At 31.4% G+C, this 16,372-nt stretch carries 14 protein-coding genes and 3 tRNA genes; 12 read left to right on the top strand and 5 right to left on the bottom strand.

The genetic code is table 11. From position 1 onward, the window contains the following. Positions 1–228: 228 nt before the first annotated feature. Both H8787_RS09935 and H8787_RS09930 read right to left on the bottom strand, forming a co-directional pair. Positions 229–996 carry a ParB/RepB/Spo0J family partition protein gene (locus tag H8787_RS09935; RefSeq protein ID WP_003071657.1) on the bottom strand — a complete coding sequence of 256 codons (768 nt, stop codon included), beginning with the start codon at positions 994–996 and terminating at the stop codon, positions 229–231. Positions 997–1,050: 54 nt separating this feature from the next. Beyond that, entirely contained in the window at positions 1,051–2,241 is a 1,191-nt protein-coding gene (locus H8787_RS09930; protein ID WP_006270334.1) for a S1C family serine protease, read from the bottom strand. 204 nt (positions 2,242–2,445) lie between these two features. On the opposite strand from H8787_RS09930, the gene rlmH reads away from it, so the two are divergent. From rlmH to H8787_RS09895, 7 genes are all read left to right on the top strand, one after another. Further along, positions 2,446–2,925 carry a 23S rRNA (pseudouridine(1915)-N(3))-methyltransferase RlmH gene (gene rlmH / locus H8787_RS09925; protein WP_187327967.1) on the top strand — a complete coding sequence of 160 codons (480 nt, stop codon included), beginning with the start codon at positions 2,446–2,448 and terminating at the stop codon, positions 2,923–2,925. 42 nt (positions 2,926–2,967) lie between these two features. Next, a tRNA-Arg gene (locus H8787_RS09920) sits at positions 2,968–3,041 on the top strand. A gap of 166 nt (positions 3,042–3,207) precedes the next feature. Next, entirely contained in the window at positions 3,208–3,354 is a 147-nt protein-coding gene (locus H8787_RS09915) for a ComC/BlpC family leader-containing pheromone/bacteriocin (protein WP_037598243.1), read from the top strand. A gap of 19 nt (positions 3,355–3,373) precedes the next feature. Then, positions 3,374–4,696 carry a GHKL domain-containing protein gene (locus tag H8787_RS09910; protein ID WP_222848865.1) on the top strand — a complete coding sequence of 441 codons (1,323 nt, stop codon included), beginning with the start codon at positions 3,374–3,376 and terminating at the stop codon, positions 4,694–4,696. Then, entirely contained in the window at positions 4,696–5,445 is a 750-nt protein-coding gene (gene comE, locus H8787_RS09905; RefSeq protein WP_003071650.1) for a competence system response regulator transcription factor ComE, read from the top strand. Before H8787_RS09910 ends, comE begins: the two co-directional genes overlap by 1 nt. Positions 5,446–5,530: 85 nt before the next feature. Beyond that, positions 5,531–5,602, top strand: a tRNA-Glu gene (locus tag H8787_RS09900). Positions 5,603–5,607: 5 nt separating this feature from the next. Continuing rightward, a tRNA-Asn gene (locus tag H8787_RS09895) sits at positions 5,608–5,681 on the top strand. Between the two features lie 87 nt (positions 5,682–5,768). Here H8787_RS09895 and H8787_RS09890 read toward each other — a convergent pair. Then, positions 5,769–8,345, bottom strand: a complete 2,577-nt coding sequence (locus tag H8787_RS09890; RefSeq protein ID WP_187327966.1) for a YfhO family protein — start codon at positions 8,343–8,345, stop codon at positions 5,769–5,771. A gap of 73 nt (positions 8,346–8,418) precedes the next feature. Further along, positions 8,419–10,041, bottom strand: a complete 1,623-nt coding sequence (locus H8787_RS09885; RefSeq protein WP_187327965.1) for an ATP-binding cassette domain-containing protein — start codon at positions 10,039–10,041, stop codon at positions 8,419–8,421. Positions 10,042–10,195: 154 nt separating this feature from the next. Between H8787_RS09885 and H8787_RS09880 the strand changes: the two genes are divergently transcribed. The 5 genes from H8787_RS09880 to guaB all read left to right on the top strand — a co-directional run bounded on the left by H8787_RS09880 (position 10,196) and on the right by guaB (position 15,190). Further along, positions 10,196–10,735 (top strand): NAD(P)H-dependent oxidoreductase, encoded by a 540-nt coding sequence (locus H8787_RS09880; protein WP_006270338.1) that lies wholly within the window; start codon positions 10,196–10,198, stop codon positions 10,733–10,735. Between the two features lie 23 nt (positions 10,736–10,758). Then, positions 10,759–11,448 carry a triose-phosphate isomerase gene (locus H8787_RS09875; protein WP_006268827.1) on the top strand — a complete coding sequence of 230 codons (690 nt, stop codon included), beginning with the start codon at positions 10,759–10,761 and terminating at the stop codon, positions 11,446–11,448. A 19-nt stretch (positions 11,449–11,467) separates the two neighbouring features. Further along, positions 11,468–12,463, top strand: coding sequence for a UDP-glucose 4-epimerase GalE (galE, locus tag H8787_RS09870; RefSeq protein WP_065428450.1), 996 nt, complete (start codon positions 11,468–11,470; stop codon positions 12,461–12,463). A gap of 81 nt (positions 12,464–12,544) precedes the next feature. Further along, positions 12,545–13,570: a tryptophan--tRNA ligase gene (trpS, locus tag H8787_RS09865; protein WP_006268883.1), complete on the top strand. Its 1,026-nt coding sequence runs from the start codon at positions 12,545–12,547 to the stop codon at positions 13,568–13,570. Between the two features lie 138 nt (positions 13,571–13,708). Further along, positions 13,709–15,190: an IMP dehydrogenase gene (gene guaB, locus H8787_RS09860; RefSeq protein ID WP_003071643.1), complete on the top strand. Its 1,482-nt coding sequence runs from the start codon at positions 13,709–13,711 to the stop codon at positions 15,188–15,190. A gap of 84 nt (positions 15,191–15,274) precedes the next feature. Here guaB and recF read toward each other — a convergent pair whose 3' ends face one another. Further along, positions 15,275–16,372: a DNA replication/repair protein RecF gene (recF, locus tag H8787_RS09855; protein WP_049481244.1), complete on the bottom strand. Its 1,098-nt coding sequence runs from the start codon at positions 16,370–16,372 to the stop codon at positions 15,275–15,277.

The following is a 16,372-nucleotide window of genomic DNA, read 5'->3' as shown; positions in this document are numbered from 1 at the left end:
AAAACCCCTCCTTTCTTGCTAATAAATTCTTCGTTGTATTTAATTACCCATAGAAGTTATTTTAACATAAAACGCAAAAGTTTTCCACAATCTGTGGAAATGAATTCACATTGTTCTTTGAAGTTTTCCACAGATTGTGAGTAAAGCGGTTTTTCTGTGATTTATTAAGGTTTTTTTATAAAATAAGAGTGGATAACTCTGTGACTTGAAAGAATAAAAATAACAGCCTTATTTAAAGCTATCAATAATTCTTTGATATTCTTCTTGACTTGAAAAGTGAATACAGATTTTTCCAGATTGCGATTGCTTAGAAAATTGGAGTGAGATTTCTGTACCGAATATCTTTTTTAATCTGTTTTCTTCTTCTTTGAGAAAAAGTTGGTACTTGTTTTTTGCTGAAGTCTTTTTTTGATGTGGATGCAATTGTTTTTCTAGCTGTCGAACTGAAAGTTCTTGAGATAGGATTTTAGTGAACCACTGATTTTGCTCTTTTTCTGATAAGTTGATAAGTAAACGAGCATGTCCTTGAGAAATTCTTCCTTCTTTTATCGCTTCCATAATATTAAGAGGTAAGTTTAATAAACGGACAGAATTTGTAATATAAGGACGTGATTTTCCCATTGTTTGAGCGATTTCTTTGTGTGTCAACCCTTTGTCAATTAAATATTGATAAGATTGTGCTTCTTCTATAGGATTTAAGTCTTCTCGTTGTAAATTTTCAATAATGGCTTGCTTCATCATTTCATCATCTGTTACTTCTTTTATAATAGCTGGTATATTAGTTAAGCCTGCTAATTTAGCAGCTCTAAAACGCCTTTCACCAGCTAATAATTCATAACCAATTATTGGAGATTTTCGTACAATGATGGGCTGAATAATCCCATGTTCTTTTATAGAATTAGCAAGTTCAGCAATTTTTTCTTCTGAAAATTCTTTTCTTGGTTGATAAGGATTTGTTTGGATGTCATTGAGTGTAATATATTGATATTTTTCCATGTTTATATAGAATAACACACCTTTACAATTCTGTAAAGATGTGTTAATAAAGTGTCAATTATTTGAATCTAAATCTTTTGTAGATTTTGTCAGCTTAATAGTAGTTGTTGTTTCTTTTCCATTACGATAAAATGTAATTTTTATATCATCACCAATTGAATGTTTGTATAAAGCAGATTGTAAATCACTTACTGAGGAAATGTCTTTGCCATCTACTTTTGTAATAACATCATATTTTTGAAGCTTTCCTGCTGCAGGCATCCCAGCTTGAGCTGAACGTACAACAACCCCACTAGTTACTTTGGATGGGAGTTTTAAGCGTGATAAATCTGAATTAGACAGATTAGTGATGTCGATCATTTGGATTCCTAGAGCTGGTCGTGTAACAGTTCCGTTTGCTTCTAATTGATTGATAATATTAATAACATCATTAGATGGAATGGCAAAACCTAATCCCTCAACAGAAGTTCCACCGTTGCTAGCAATTTTACTTGAAGTAATACCAATTACTTGTCCTTGGATATTTACAAGTGGACCACCAGAATTCCCTGGATTGATAGCTGTATCAGTTTGGATAGCTTGTGTTGAAATAGTTTGACCGCTTTCAGATTTTAAAGACACATTACGATTTAAGCTAGAAATAATTCCTTGTGTCACAGTATTAGCATAATTTGATCCGAGTGGACTTCCAATCGCAATAGCTGTTTCACCAACAGTTAATTTACTAGAATCTCCAAACTCAGCAACTGTTTTTACTTTATCAGCACTAATACGAACAACAGAGATATCAGAATAAGTATCTGAACCTATAATTTCTCCAGGAACTTTATTCCCATCAGCCAAACGAATATCAACTTTTTTAGCACCATTAATAACATGGGTATTGGTCACTAAGTAGGCGTATTTTCCGTCTTTTTTATAAATAACCCCAGATCCTTCACTAGCCACTTGTTGAGAATTATCGTTATTAGTATTTGAATCATCATTTCCAAAAACACTATTTTGAGAATTATTATTAGCATAGGTAATAACAGATACAACTGCATCCTTTACTTTGCTTACAGCTTGTGTTGTAGAATTTGTATTTTTATAAGCAGTAGTAACTTTGTTAACCTTAGTTGTTGTAGAACTATTTGTTGATAATTTTGATGAGGTTAAGTTTCCAAATAAACCACCAATAAAACCTATAGCTAAGACCATGAAAAGCCATAATAATTTTTTTGTAAAATTTGAAGAATTTTTCATATCTTCCTCCTAGTTATTTCAATTACTGAAAGTATAAATAATTTATCTTAATTATAACTTAAATGTTTAACCTTATCCACAAATTGTGGATAACTTTCAAAATCTGTGACTTTCTTAGTAATTTATAAGGTTTTTGAAAGAAAATTTAAAGTTTTATCTTGTGAATAAGATGTGAAATAACTGTGGATATGATAGAATAGAAATATGAAAATAAAACTTGTAACTGTTGGAAAATTAAAAGAAAAATATCTTAAAGATGGGATTGCAGAGTATGCAAAACGCTTAAAACATTTTACTAAATTTGAGTTGATTGAACTTTCAGATGAAAAAACACCTGATAAAGCAAGTTACTTAGAAAATCAAAAAATTCTGGAGAAAGAAGGGAATCGTATTTTATCGAAAATAACTGATAAGGAATTTGTGATTGCTTTAGCTATTGAAGGTCAACAATTTCCGTCAGAAGAATTTAGTAAGATATTGAGTGATATAACCATTCGTGGAATTTCAAATATTACTTTTGTGATTGGAGGAAGCCTTGGCTTAGCTAATACTGTTAAAAAAAGAGCTAATTTATTGATGAGTTTTGGAAAATTGACTCTTCCTCATCAATTGATGCGATTAGTTTTAGTAGAACAAATTTATCGAGCATTTATGATTCAACAAGGAAGTCCTTATCATAAGTAATCTTGACGTTGTGGACTTTTTTTGTTAAAATGATAAAGCATTGGTCTCATAGCTCAGCTGGATAGAGCATTCGCCTTCTAAGCGAACGGTCGCAGGTTCGAATCCTGCTGGGATCATATAAGTTTAAAGGCACGAGAGAAGCGTGCCTTTTTCTATATCTGTGTAAAAAGTCTTTTGAGATGTAAAAATGTGTTTTTTGGAGATTTTTTCAATTTGGTTTTAAAAATTTTGTATAATTACTTTGTAAGATTTCTTACAAAAAACAAACATTAAGGAGAATTTATGAAAAAATTTTTTAGCAAAAAGGAAATAACTAAAGTGGAAGTTGAATCATTTAAAGAACTTACTGATGAACAGTTAAATAAAATTGTTGGTGGAGATAGTCGAATAAGAATGGGATTTGATTTTTCTAAACTTTTTGGTAAATAAATATTTAGGAGTAAGTATAGTGAAAATAGAATTTATACACTGGATTATATTCTCAATTATAGAAGCTGTTTCTGTTGTATATTGTTATAAGAAAATAAGTAGAGTGAATAAAGTGAATATTCACTTTACTTTATTATGTTTAGGAATTGTATTTTTGACTGATTTTACTACAATAATACATTATTCGGTTAGATATATAATGTTTTTTATTCAACCATTATTTTTTTATTTATACTTTGTTAAAGTAAAAAAAGTTAAAAAACATTCGTCTTTATTTTTAGCACTATTTTTATCTTTAGCTGTATCAGGTTCTGAAACCTTCTTTTCAGTCATTATTTCTTCTGTCACAGGTGATGAGTTTGTTGATAGATACTGGGGATTGTTCTATATTTTTATCAATATTATTTCTTTAATTTTTATTTTAAAAACTATTGATTATTTTAAGTTTAATTTTAAATATTTTAAAAAGGTTGATTTCAAAGATAAGATTGTACAATTAAATTTTTATCTATTATTTATTCATCTTTTATTAAATGTATCGCATTGGCTTAGTAACATGAAAAATTTAAATAGTTTTTCTAGTATGATTGCTACAATTTGCTTTTTAATGTTTATGTCAATTTTATTCTACTTACAATCTATTCGCGAAAAATATGAAAAAGAAGAACAAATTAAGCAAAAAGAACAGGAACAACTGCAATTACAAAAATATACAGATGAAATTGTTAATCTGTATAATGAAATTCGAGGTTTTCGTCATGATTATGGTGGGATGTTGGCAAGTTTTCAATCAGCTATTCATACAGGTGATATAAAAGAAGTGGAGCGAATCTATCAGGAGGTTCTCGTAAATGCTAATTTACAGCTTCGTTCTGATAAATATACGTATTTTGATTTAAATAATGTTGGAGATTCAGCACTTAGAAGTGTTATGACGCAAACATTATTTAAGGCACGAGATTACAATATAGAATTAACATTTGAAGTAAAAGATTTTGTTAAACCTTTGCCAATTAAATTGTTAGATTTAGTTAGAATGACAAGTGTCCTTTTAAATAATGCAATAGAGGGAGCGGCAGAAAGTTATCAAAAAACGATGAATGTTTCTTTAGTAGATCTGGATACAGAAACGATCTTAGTTATTCAAAATTCACGTAAGAAAAGACCTCTAGATTTGGAAGAAATTTACCAAACTGATTTTTCAACAAAGGGTGTGGGACGCGGTTTAGGTTTAAGTAATATTAAAGAAATTATTAATAACTATGAAGGAATTATTCTGGATACTAAAATCGAAGATGAATATTTTATACAAGCAATGAGAGTAAGGAAAGAAGGTCTATAATGAAAGTACTAATATTAGAAGATGAAATTACACATCAAGTTAGAATGGAAACAACATTGGCAGAAATAGCTAAGGAAATGGGGATTCCGATAAAAGTTAAAATAACTGGAAAAGTAAGAGAATTTAAAGAATATATTGAAAACGATGAAGTAAATCAATTATATTTTTTAGATATTGATATTAAAGGTGAAGAAACAAAAGGGTTAGAAATAGCCAAATTTATACGGCATCACAATCCTTATGCCATTATTGTTTTTGTTACAACAAAATCAGAATTTGCTACTATGACGTTTAAATATAAAGTATCTGCATTGGATTTTGTTGATAAAAATTTGAATGATGCTGCTTTTAAAAAACATATAAAAGACAGTATTGAATATACAAAAGCAACGTTGATTGAAAATAAAGATATGGTTGATTATTTTGAATATAGTTTCCGTGGTGGCGAAGTTAGAATGCCTTTTAATGATATTTTATATATTGAAACGACAGGTTCTTCTCATAAATTAAGAATTGTTGGTAAAAACTTTTTTAAAGAATTTTATGGTACGATTGCAGATATTCAGGAAAAAGACGAGAAAACACAGCGCTTCTTTTCACCTCATAAATCTTATCTAGTTAATATTGGGAATATTAAAGGTTATGACAAAAAAACGAGAGAAATTATTTTTTATGAAGATCACCGTTGTCCGATTACTCGAATGAAAATTGGAAAGTTGAAATCTATTTTAGAGGAGTCAAAAGGATGAATAAAAACTAAATTTTTAAATAAAAACTATTGACAAAGTTTTCCAAACTGGTATAATAGTATATGTTCTGTGAAAGAGCATATATGGTCCGTTGGTCAAGGGGTTAAGACACCGCCTTTTCACGGCGGTAACACGGGTTCGAATCCCGTACGGACTATATTATCCGGCATAGCTCAGTTGGTAGTAGCGCATGACTGTTAATCATGATGTCGTAGGTTCGAGTCCTACTGCCGGAGCTACGAAGCATTCATAAAGGATGCTTTTTTATATTAGTAATATATAATAAAACCCAAACTGTCTTTTTGTTCAGTTTGGGTTTTTAATTATAACAATTTTTTCTTTCGTATCTTATTATAAATAATAAAGAATGAAATTCCAGATAAAAATGCTATACTACCTTCTTTTAGGCCATTCGGGATAAATGTCAATTTAATTTTTCCCTCTCCTTTTTTTACATTAACCTTCATAAAGCCATTCTGTGCTCTTGAAATTTTGATTGTTTTCCCATTTTGCGTTGCAGACCAACCTTTATCATAAGGAATGGTGAAGAATAAAGAACTATTTCGTTGAGCTTGATAATATGCTGTTATTGTATTATATTTTGTTGTTACTGATACTTTTTGTTGTTGAATCTTGTTTATTGCTTGTTGAAAACGATTTGTATCAAGAGTATAAAATTCAGGACTATCAAACGAAACTTTTGAATTATCTGGAAAAGTTACTTTTACAGTTATGGTTTGCTTTTGATTAAAGTATCCAAGATTAAAAAAAGGAAAGACATTATTAGTACCATAATGCATTTTTTGATTGTTGTTTACAGTTATATCAACTGATTTTTTGTTGTCATTTGAGAAAGTTAAGTTTGGTAAAGTTAAATAAACTTGACTATTTGCTGGAACTTCTAAAGTATAAGAGACACTGGCAAAAGAATCATGACCATTTTTATCTACTTCTGCAACTATTCTATTTCCAACCTGTTTAACATTATGATTACTTGTAGGAGTTAATCGGTGATAGTATTTTAAATTTAATCCAGAAAGTTGATTGAGAAAACGAGTTTGATTATCTAACGTTAAATGATTAAACTTTACATCTTTGTAAATTGAATTTGTTAGAAATGCTAGTGAATTAGCATTTCTATTTTCATAGAGTGTTAAATTATCTTTAGTCTTAATAGACGAAAAACCATATTTCTGAGGATTATTTGTTGAAATATTATATTTTACTCCTAATAAGCTATCCATAATAATACTATTATTTTGATAACGTAAATTTAAATTCGTTCCAGATGATTTGAAACCGAGTTTATCAAGAATAGAACTAGCTGCAGTATTACGAACAGAAGAAAATTGAGAGATACCATTATAATTGTACTTCATGCTGTCATTTCCAGTTTGAATAGACAATTTTTCGGTTCTAAAGAAATTTAAGTTTTTCTTTTTACTATATTTAACGAGTGAATCAATAGATGTTAAATCTTGTTCATAAGCATTCCTACTTGCAAAGATCCATTCCTTTGCAATTCCTTCCATTTGATAAAAGCTATTTAAACTAAGTTCAAAACAAACAAATAATAAAGTAGAAACTGTAAATATTTTAGAAGGGATATATTTTTTTGTATAAGCCCAAAAAATTAAAAGATAGGCGACTAAAAACTCTAATGTTAAGATAAAATTAACGGAACCTAAAAATTTGTAATGTTTCTTAAAAATAAAAGTAGAAATAAACCCAAATCCTAAGATAGAAAAACTAACTAGAATATTTGTTAGTTTAAATTCCTTTAGACGTTCTAAACTTTCTGCAGCTAAGAAGATAATGACAATGGAAAATGTCCAAGAATAACGATGTAGAAACATATTTGGCGCATGCATACCTTGCCAAAATAAATCTAACGGTTGTAAAGAAAAGCTAGCTACTAAAATTGTAATTAAAAGAAAATAAGCAAGTTTCACGTGAAACTTAATAGATCGTAATGTAAAAAATAGAACTGCTAACAATAATGGAATGAGACCAACATAAATCATAGGAATAGAGCCATATTTAGTTGTGTCAAAAGCTCCAATGAAGTTTTTGGCAAAAATATCTAAATACCAACTTTTTTCAGTCAGTAAGGTTGTCACTTTTGTTAATTTTTCACCATGAGTTTTTAAGTCTAGAAAAGTTGGTAAAATCATGATAAGACTCGTTATCCCAGCTAAAATTGATACAATTGTAAAGTCCAGGAAAGATTTAATCCTAGTTTTAAAATCCCATGAAATTTGAACAATATACCATAGAATAAGAAAGAGAACCATCATGTATCCAAAATAATAATTTTGAATGAAAAGAATTGACAGAGATGTAAAGTAAAGAACATAACCTTTTTGGAGTATCAAATAATGTAAACCAAGTAAAATAAGCGGAATAATGATGAAAACATCTAACCAAGTTTTTATTTCAAGTTGACTAACTGCAAAACTCATTAAAGAATAGGATGTTGACAGTATTAAAATATAATAAGGACAAATTTTTTTGAATATATTTTTAATGCTTATGAAACAAGTCAATCCCATCGAACCAAACTTTATCAGAGTAAATAAATATACTGCATCTGGCATATTTTTTAAATTGAAAAAGTAAACTAAAGGTGATAAAAAACTTCCAAGATAATAGCTAGATAAAGCATAAAAATTTAATCCAAGTCCACTTGTAAACGTGTAAAAAATACTGTCTGTACCATGCAAAATATTTCTTAAAGTAACATCGAAAATGACATACTGATGAAAACCATCTCCCAAAAGTGGAGAAGTGTCACTTTTCCAATAAATTCCATTTATAAAATAAGTTAAAAACAGGATAAAAAATGGGATAAAAAACGCAAATAGATAATAAGGTTTAAGAAGTTTTTTGATTTTTTTCATAGGTTATTATAAATAATAAAATGCTAAAAATTAAGGAACTGAATCTTTTATCAGCTCCTACTGTCGAAAAGGTTTAATCTTTCCAAAGGTTCTTGACTTTTTCTTGTACTTCTTGATTTTCTAAAAATTCATCATAAGTTTCGTCAATACGATCAATGACACCATTTTTAGAAAGAACAATAATGTGATTAGCAAGTGTCTGGATAAATTCATGATCATGACTAGCAAAAATAATAGATTCTTTAAAGTTTTTCAGACCGTCATTTAGGCTAGAAATAGATTCTAAGTCTAAGTGGTTGGTTGGATCATCTAATATCAAAACGTTTGATTTGAGAAGCATGAGTTTTGACAGCATGACACGAACCTTTTCCCCACCTGACAAAACATTGACAGGTTTGTTAACTTCATCACCAGAGAAAAGCATACGCCCTAAGAACCCTCGAAGGAAAGTATTGTCATCATCTTCTTTACTTGCAAATTGACGGAGCCAGTCAAGAATAGATTCCCCACTAGCAAAGTCTTTGCTGGTGTCTTTTGGTAGATAAGATTGACTAGTTGTAACGCCCCACTTTACAGTTCCTTTATAGTCAATATCTCCTATAATAGCTCGAATCAAAGCAGTTGTTTGAAGGTCGTTTTGTCCAATCAAGGCTGTCTTATCTCCAGGACGCAGAATGAAGCTGATATTATTAAGAATAATATCGCCGTCAATCTTGACAGAAAGATTTTCGACTGTCAAGAGGTCGTTTCCGATTTCACGTTCTGCTTTGAAGTTAATAAATGGATATTTACGGCTTGATGGGACAATTTCTTCCAATTCAATTTTGTCAAGCATTTTTTTACGAGAAGTTGCTTGCTTAGATTTTGAAGCATTAGCAGAGAAGCGAGCAACGAATTCTTGCAGTTGCTTGATTTTTTCCTCAGCTTTAGCATTGCGGTCTGCTAAGAGTTTAGCAGCTAATTCACTAGATTCTTTCCAGAAGTCATAATTACCAACATAAAGTTTGATTTTACCGAAGTCTAAATCAGCCATATGGGTACATACTTTATTAAGGAAGTGACGATCGTGAGATACAACAATAACGGTGTTTTCAAAATCAATCAAAAAATCTTCTAGCCAAGAGATGGATTGGATATCAAGACCGTTTGTTGGTTCATCTAGTAACAGAACGTCTGGTTTACCAAATAGAGCTTTAGCAAGAAGAACTTTTACTTTATCTCCATTTGATAATTCGTTCATATTTTGGTAGTGGAGGGTTTCAGGAATATGAAGATTTTGTAGCAATTGAGAAGCTTCGGTTTCGGCTTCCCAGCCACCTAATTCAGCAAATTCACCTTCTAATTCAGCTGCTCGGACACCATCTTCATCAGAAAAATCAGGTTTCATATAAATGGTATCTTTTTCTTTCATAATATTATAAAGATGCTCATTCCCCATGATAACTACGTCAATAACTCGATTTTCTTCATAGTCAAAATGATTTTGTCGAAGGACTGAGAGACGTTCATCTGGTCCGAGTGAGATATTTCCAGTAGTTGGTTCGATATCGCCAGCTAAGATTTTTAAAAAAGTTGATTTTCCTGCACCATTAGCACCGATTAAACCATAAGTATTTCCTTTTGTAAATTTGATATTTACATCATCAAATAATTTTCGATCACTAAATCGTAGTGAGACATCCGATACTGTAAGCAATATTTTTCTCCTAACTCTGTAATTAGTTTCATTTTACTAGAAAATTTGACTTTTTTCAAATGATTCAGGGATAAAATATTACATTTTAGAATATAGAGAAGTAAGAAAAAATAAATAGATTTATAATAAATTTATAAATTTTTAGGAGGAAAAAATGAAAATTTTATTAATAAATGGTTATCAAAAGCATGATTTCTGTAAAGGAGAATTAAATTTTAGTTTGTATAATGTTATGTTGGAAAATTTACGACACAAACATGATATTCAGTTATCGTCAGTTGAGGACTACAACGTAATAAACGAAAGAAATAAATTTTTGTGGGCAGATTTGATTATTTTTCAATTTCCTATTTATTGGTTTAATGTGCCTGGAAAGTTAAAGCTGTATATGGATGAAGTTTTTGAATATGGTCAATTTTATTCGTTTGCAGATACTTATGGTCAAGGTGGTTTAATGAAAAACAAGGAGTACATCTTATCCACAACTTGGAATGCACCAGAAGAAGCGTTTAATAATCCGACTACATTTTTTGATGGAAAAGATGTTGATGATATTTTGATTTCATTTCATAAGACCATGGAATTTTGTGGTTTAAAGAAAAGAAAAACACTATCTTTCCATAATGTTGTAAAAAATCCTCAATTTGAATCTTACAAACAAACAGTGGAAGATTATTTTTTAAAAGAATTGTAAATATGATGTAAAGGAATAGTAAAGTGTTAGTTGTTTTTAATTTTAAAAATCAGATGTCAATCAAGCAACAATTAGAATTGTTAGAGAAGTTCAATCAACCAATAAACAAGCAGCATCAATTGATTATAGCTCCTATTATACCAAATTATGATGAGTATCATTTTGACATCGCAGTTCAAAATTTGTCAATTAAAGGAAGAAATGTAGGTGATTTATCACCTAAACATTTAAAACATTACAATATAAACTATGCTTTTGTAGGCCATTTAGAAAGGCAAAAGTGTTTAAATGAAACAACAAGAATTATTCGATCAAAGCTTGACAATGCTTTACAGAAAGATATTGTCCCTATTATTTGTGTAGGAAATCATGAAAATCCTATTTTTGAATGCGCAACATATTTAGATGGTTTGAATCTTCAGGATAAACATATTATCATAGCTTATGAAATATTAAGTGCAACATTAAAAGGAAAAAAGGATTATTCATTTACAAAAGTTGAAGAAAGTTTCCAAGATTTAAAAGATTATTTAGATAATTCAAGTGTAAAGCTTGGGTTTACATATCAGTTGATTTTTGGTGGTGGTGTAAACTGTAAAGATATTGAACAGATTTTAACCATTGGATTTGATGGTATTCTTATCGGAGATAGGATTGAAAGTTTGGTTGAAACACACCAATACTTACTAAAAGATACTCTTGTATTGATGTAAAAAACAAGGAGAAGAAAAAATGAAATCAATTTTAGTAACAGGTGGAGCTGGATATATTGGCTCTCATACTGTAAAGGCACTTTTAGATGCTGATTATGATGTGCATGTTTTGGATAATCTAGCATCAGGTGTCAGGGATGCGGTGGATGTAAGAGCGCACTTTAAAGAACTGGATGTTTATGATGAGCTGGCATTAAAAGATTATTTACAATCTCATAAAATTGATGCTGTATTGCACTGTGCAGGGGAAATAGTTGTTAGTGAAAGTATTGAAAATCCTAGTAAATATTTTGCGGCTAACGTAGCAGGCATGAACCATGTTTTAAAAGTATTATCAGAAGTAGGCATCAATAAGATGATTTTTTCATCAACGGCTTCAGTTTATGGAAATAATTGTATGGATAAACCAGCAAATGAGGATACGCTATTAAATCCAGTAAATCCTTATGCAGAGACAAAACTGATGGGAGAACGTATGATTTATTGGATGGCCAATCGTTATAATTGGAAATATGTTATTTTTCGTTATTTTAATGTTGCTGGTGCTGCTATGGATGCTTCAAATGGTTTGAGAGTTAAAAATCCGACACATATCATCCCTAATATTAATAAAACGGCTCTGGGACAAAATGATGCTTTAAAAATTTTTGGCGATGATTATGAAACGAGAGATGGTTCATGCATCCGTGATTATATTCATGTTTTAGATTTAGCTCAGGCACATGTAAAGGGACTTGACTATTTGTTTACAGATTCGTCAACGTCACAGATATTCAATCTAGGAACTGAACATGGTTACACTGTCAAGGAGATATACAATACTGTAGAGCAAATTTTACAGAAAAAAATTCCTCATGAAATTGTCGCACGTCGTGTCGGTGATCCAGCAAGTGTGTTAGCAGATACTGCTAAAGTAAGAGAATTTTTAAATTGGCAAGCCTGTTATTCTTTGAAAGATATTATATTATCTGATTATAATTGGCGTGTGAAAGCTGGCAATTCCATTGTCGAATAATTTTTAGAAGTGTAGAAATAGTTTCTACACTTTTTTCTTGAAAATGGTATAATATTATCAAGAAAATTCAAGGAGAATGTGATGTCAAAACCTATTATTTTAACAGGAGATCGTCCAACAGGGAAGTTACATATTGGTCATTATGTAGGAAGTTTGCGAAATCGTGTTTTATTGCAGGATGAAGGGAAATATGAATTATTTGTATTTTTAGCTGATCAACAAGCTTTGACGGATCACGCTAAGGATCCTAAGACAATTGTGGAGTCAATCGGGAATGTGGCATTAGACTATTTAGCTGCTGGCTTAGATCCTGAAAAGACAACTATTTTTATTCAAAGTCAAATCCCAGAGTTGTCAGAACTGTCAATGTATTATATGAATCTGGTATCACTAGCTCGTTTAGAACGTAACCCAACTGTCAAGTCAGAGATTGCTCAAAAAGGATTTGGTGAAAGTATCCCGACTGGTTTTTTAGTTTATCCAATTGCACAAGCAGCAGATATCACTGCTTTTAAAGCAAATTATGTTCCAGTAGGTAATGATCAAAAACCAATGATTGAACAGACTCGTGAAATTGTGCGTTCTTTTAATCATACTTATAGTTGTGATGTCTTGGTAGAGCCTGAAGGCATTTATCCTCAAAATGAAGCTGCAGGGCGTTTACCAGGGCTTGACGGGAATGCAAAAATGTCTAAATCTTTAAATAATGGTATCTATTTATCTGATGATATGGATACTCTACAAAAGAAAGTGATGAGCATGTATACGGATCCTGACCATATCAAGATTGAAGATCCTGGTAAAATTGACGGTAATATGGTTTTTCATTATTTAGATGTATTTGGTCGTCCAGAAGATATGCGAGAAATTACAATAATGAAAGAACACTATCAACAAGGTGGACTGGGAGACGTGAAAACAAAACGCTATTTATTAGAAATTTTAGAGCGTGAATTAGGTCCAATTCGTGAACGTCGTGTTGAATTTTCAAAAGATATGGGAGAAGTCTATACTATGTTACAAAAAGGTAGTGATAGAGCACGGCAAGTAGCTAGTCAAACACTTTTTGAGGTAAAGTCTGCTATGGGAATTAACTATTTTCAATAAAAATGAGCAAAACTATCACCTAACGTGATGGTTTTTACTTTTTACTAAAATAGAGATTGACAAATACAGATAGAATGGTATCATATTAACAATAAATACGAGCTATGCTCAATAAATAAAGAAAAGAGGAATTTGTGGATGTCTAACTGGGACGTTAAATTTTTGAAAAAAGGTTTTACTTTTGATGATGTATTACTCATTCCTGCTGAGAGTCATGTTTTGCCAAATGATGCTAATTTACAAACAAAATTGGCTCAAAATTTGACACTCAATATTCCAATTATCACTGCAGCAATGGATACTGTTACAGAAAGTAAAATGGCCATTGCTATTGCTCGTGCTGGAGGTCTTGGTGTTATTCACAAAAATATGTCTATTGAGCAACAAGCAGATGAAGTTCGGAAAGTTAAACGTTCGGAAAATGGAGTTATCATTGATCCATTCTTCTTGACTCCGACTCATACGGTATCAGATGCAGAAGAATTGATGGAGCGTTATCGTATCAGTGGAGTTCCTGTTGTTGAAACTCTTGAAAATAGGAAGCTAGTTGGGATTATTACAAATCGTGATATGAGATTTATTATGGATTATAATCAACCTATCTCTGCGCATATGACGAGTAAAAATCTTGTGACAGCTCCTGTTGGAACAGATCTTGAAACGGCAGAACGGATACTTCATGAACATCGCATTGAAAAATTGCCGTTGGTTGATGACTATGGTCGTTTGTCCGGTTTGATTACAATTAAAGATATTGAAAAAGTAATTGAATTTCCAAATGCAGCCAAAGATGAGTATGGTCGTCTTTTGGTTGCTGGTGCAGTAGGAGTTACTTCTGATACATTTGAGCGTGCAGAAGCTTTATTTGAAGCAGGGGCAGATGCCATTGTCATTGATACAGCACACGGACATTCAGCGGGAGTACTTCGGAAAATTGCTGAGATTCGTGCACATTTTCCAGAACGAACGTTGATTGCAGGAAATATTGCCACTGCAGAAGGTGCGCGTGCGTTATACGATGCTGGAGTTGATGTTGTGAAAGTTGGAATTGGTCCAGGTTCAATTTGTACCACTCGTGTCATTGCTGGAGTTGGTGTACCTCAAGTGACTGCGATTTATGATGCTGCACAAGTTGCCCGTGAATACGGGAAAACAATTATCGCAGACGGTGGCATCAAATATTCTGGAGATATTGTAAAAGCTCTGGCTGCGGGAGGTAATGCAGTCATGCTTGGTTCAATGTTTGCTGGCACAGACGAAGCACCAGGTGAAACGGAAATTTTCCAAGGTCGTAAGTTCAAAACTTATCGTGGAATGGGTTCCATTGCTGCTATGAAGAAAGGCTCAAGTGATCGTTATTTCCAAGGTTCTGTCAATGAGGCAAATAAGTTAGTTCCAGAAGGAATTGAAGGTCGTGTAGCTTATAAAGGCGCAGCAGCAGATATCGTTTTCCAAATGATTGGGGGGGTTCGTTCTGGTATGGGCTACTGTGGAGCAGCTAATCTTCAAGAACTACATGATAAAGCACAATTTATCGAAATGAGCGGAGCTGGTTTGAAAGAAAGTCACCCTCATGATGTTCAAATAACGAATGAAGCTCCAAACTATTCTGTTCAATAAAATTATAAAAGCTCTGCACTATATGATGTAGAGCTTTTATAATTAACTAAGTTGACATCGTTGTAAATTTTAATAACATACACTTTACATGTTTTTTTTTGTTAAATTTCCTTCGTGAATTGAGAAAATTTTAATATCAGAAGGCATGTTTTGTAAATGTTCTAGAGTTGTTGTGGTGATAAATGTTTGGATATTTTGGGAAATAGATTCAAGTAGATTAAGTTGACGGTTATTGTCAAGTTCACTCATGACATCGTCAAGTAGAAGAATTGGTTTTTCTTTAGTAACAGTTTCCATAAGCTCAATTTCTGCCAATTTGAGAGATAAGACTACGCTTCGATGTTGTCCTTGACTACCAAAATTAGCATTCATATCATTGATATAAAAAGCAATATCATCTCGATGGGGACCAACTCCAGTAGTTTTTTTAAATAAATCTCTGCTACGACTTTGTTTTAATGCAATTCGAAAAGCTTCTTCTAGTTTATTGAAATCTGAAAGTCGAATAGAAGAGCAGTATTTAATAGTTAAATTTTCTAAATTATTTGAGAGTTCCAAATGTTTTTGCTGACCAAAGTATTCTAATTTTTTGAGAAATTCTATTCGATGCTGCATAATGCGGCAACCAAACTCTACTAACTGATCATCCAAGACAGTTAAAAAAGTCTCATCTATTGTTTTTGCTGTCTTTAAATAAGTATTTCTCTGTTTTAGAACATGATGATAATGTGATAAATCAGATAAATAAATTGGTTTAATTTGCCCCAACTCTATATCAACAAATTTGCGTCTAAGGGCTGGAGCTCCTTTAATCAATTGTAAATCTTCTGGAGCAAACAAAACAATATTCATATTTCCAATGTAATCTGATAATTTGCTTTGTTTTAGATGATTAACCTTTGTAATTCTTCCTTTTGGTGTCAAGTCAATCTCTAAAGAAATCTTTCCAGTTTGCTTGACAAGTTGTCCAGATACTTTTAAGGTGTCTTTAGAAAAATAAATTAAATCTTTATCTGAACGAGTTCGATGACTCCGTGTCAATGCAAGAAAATAGATAGCTTCTAAAATATTTGTTTTTCCTTGAGCATTTTGACCTAGAAAAATGTTGAGTCCAGGATGAAAGTCTATTTCAGTTAGCTCGTAATTGCGAAAATGTTGAATTTGTAAGTTTTTTAACCACAT

This window comes from Streptococcus sp. NSJ-72, assembly GCF_014334035.1.
GTDB classification, from domain to species: domain Bacteria; phylum Bacillota; class Bacilli; order Lactobacillales; family Streptococcaceae; genus Streptococcus; species Streptococcus constellatus.
This window is presented reverse-complemented; position numbering and strand designations above follow the sequence as displayed.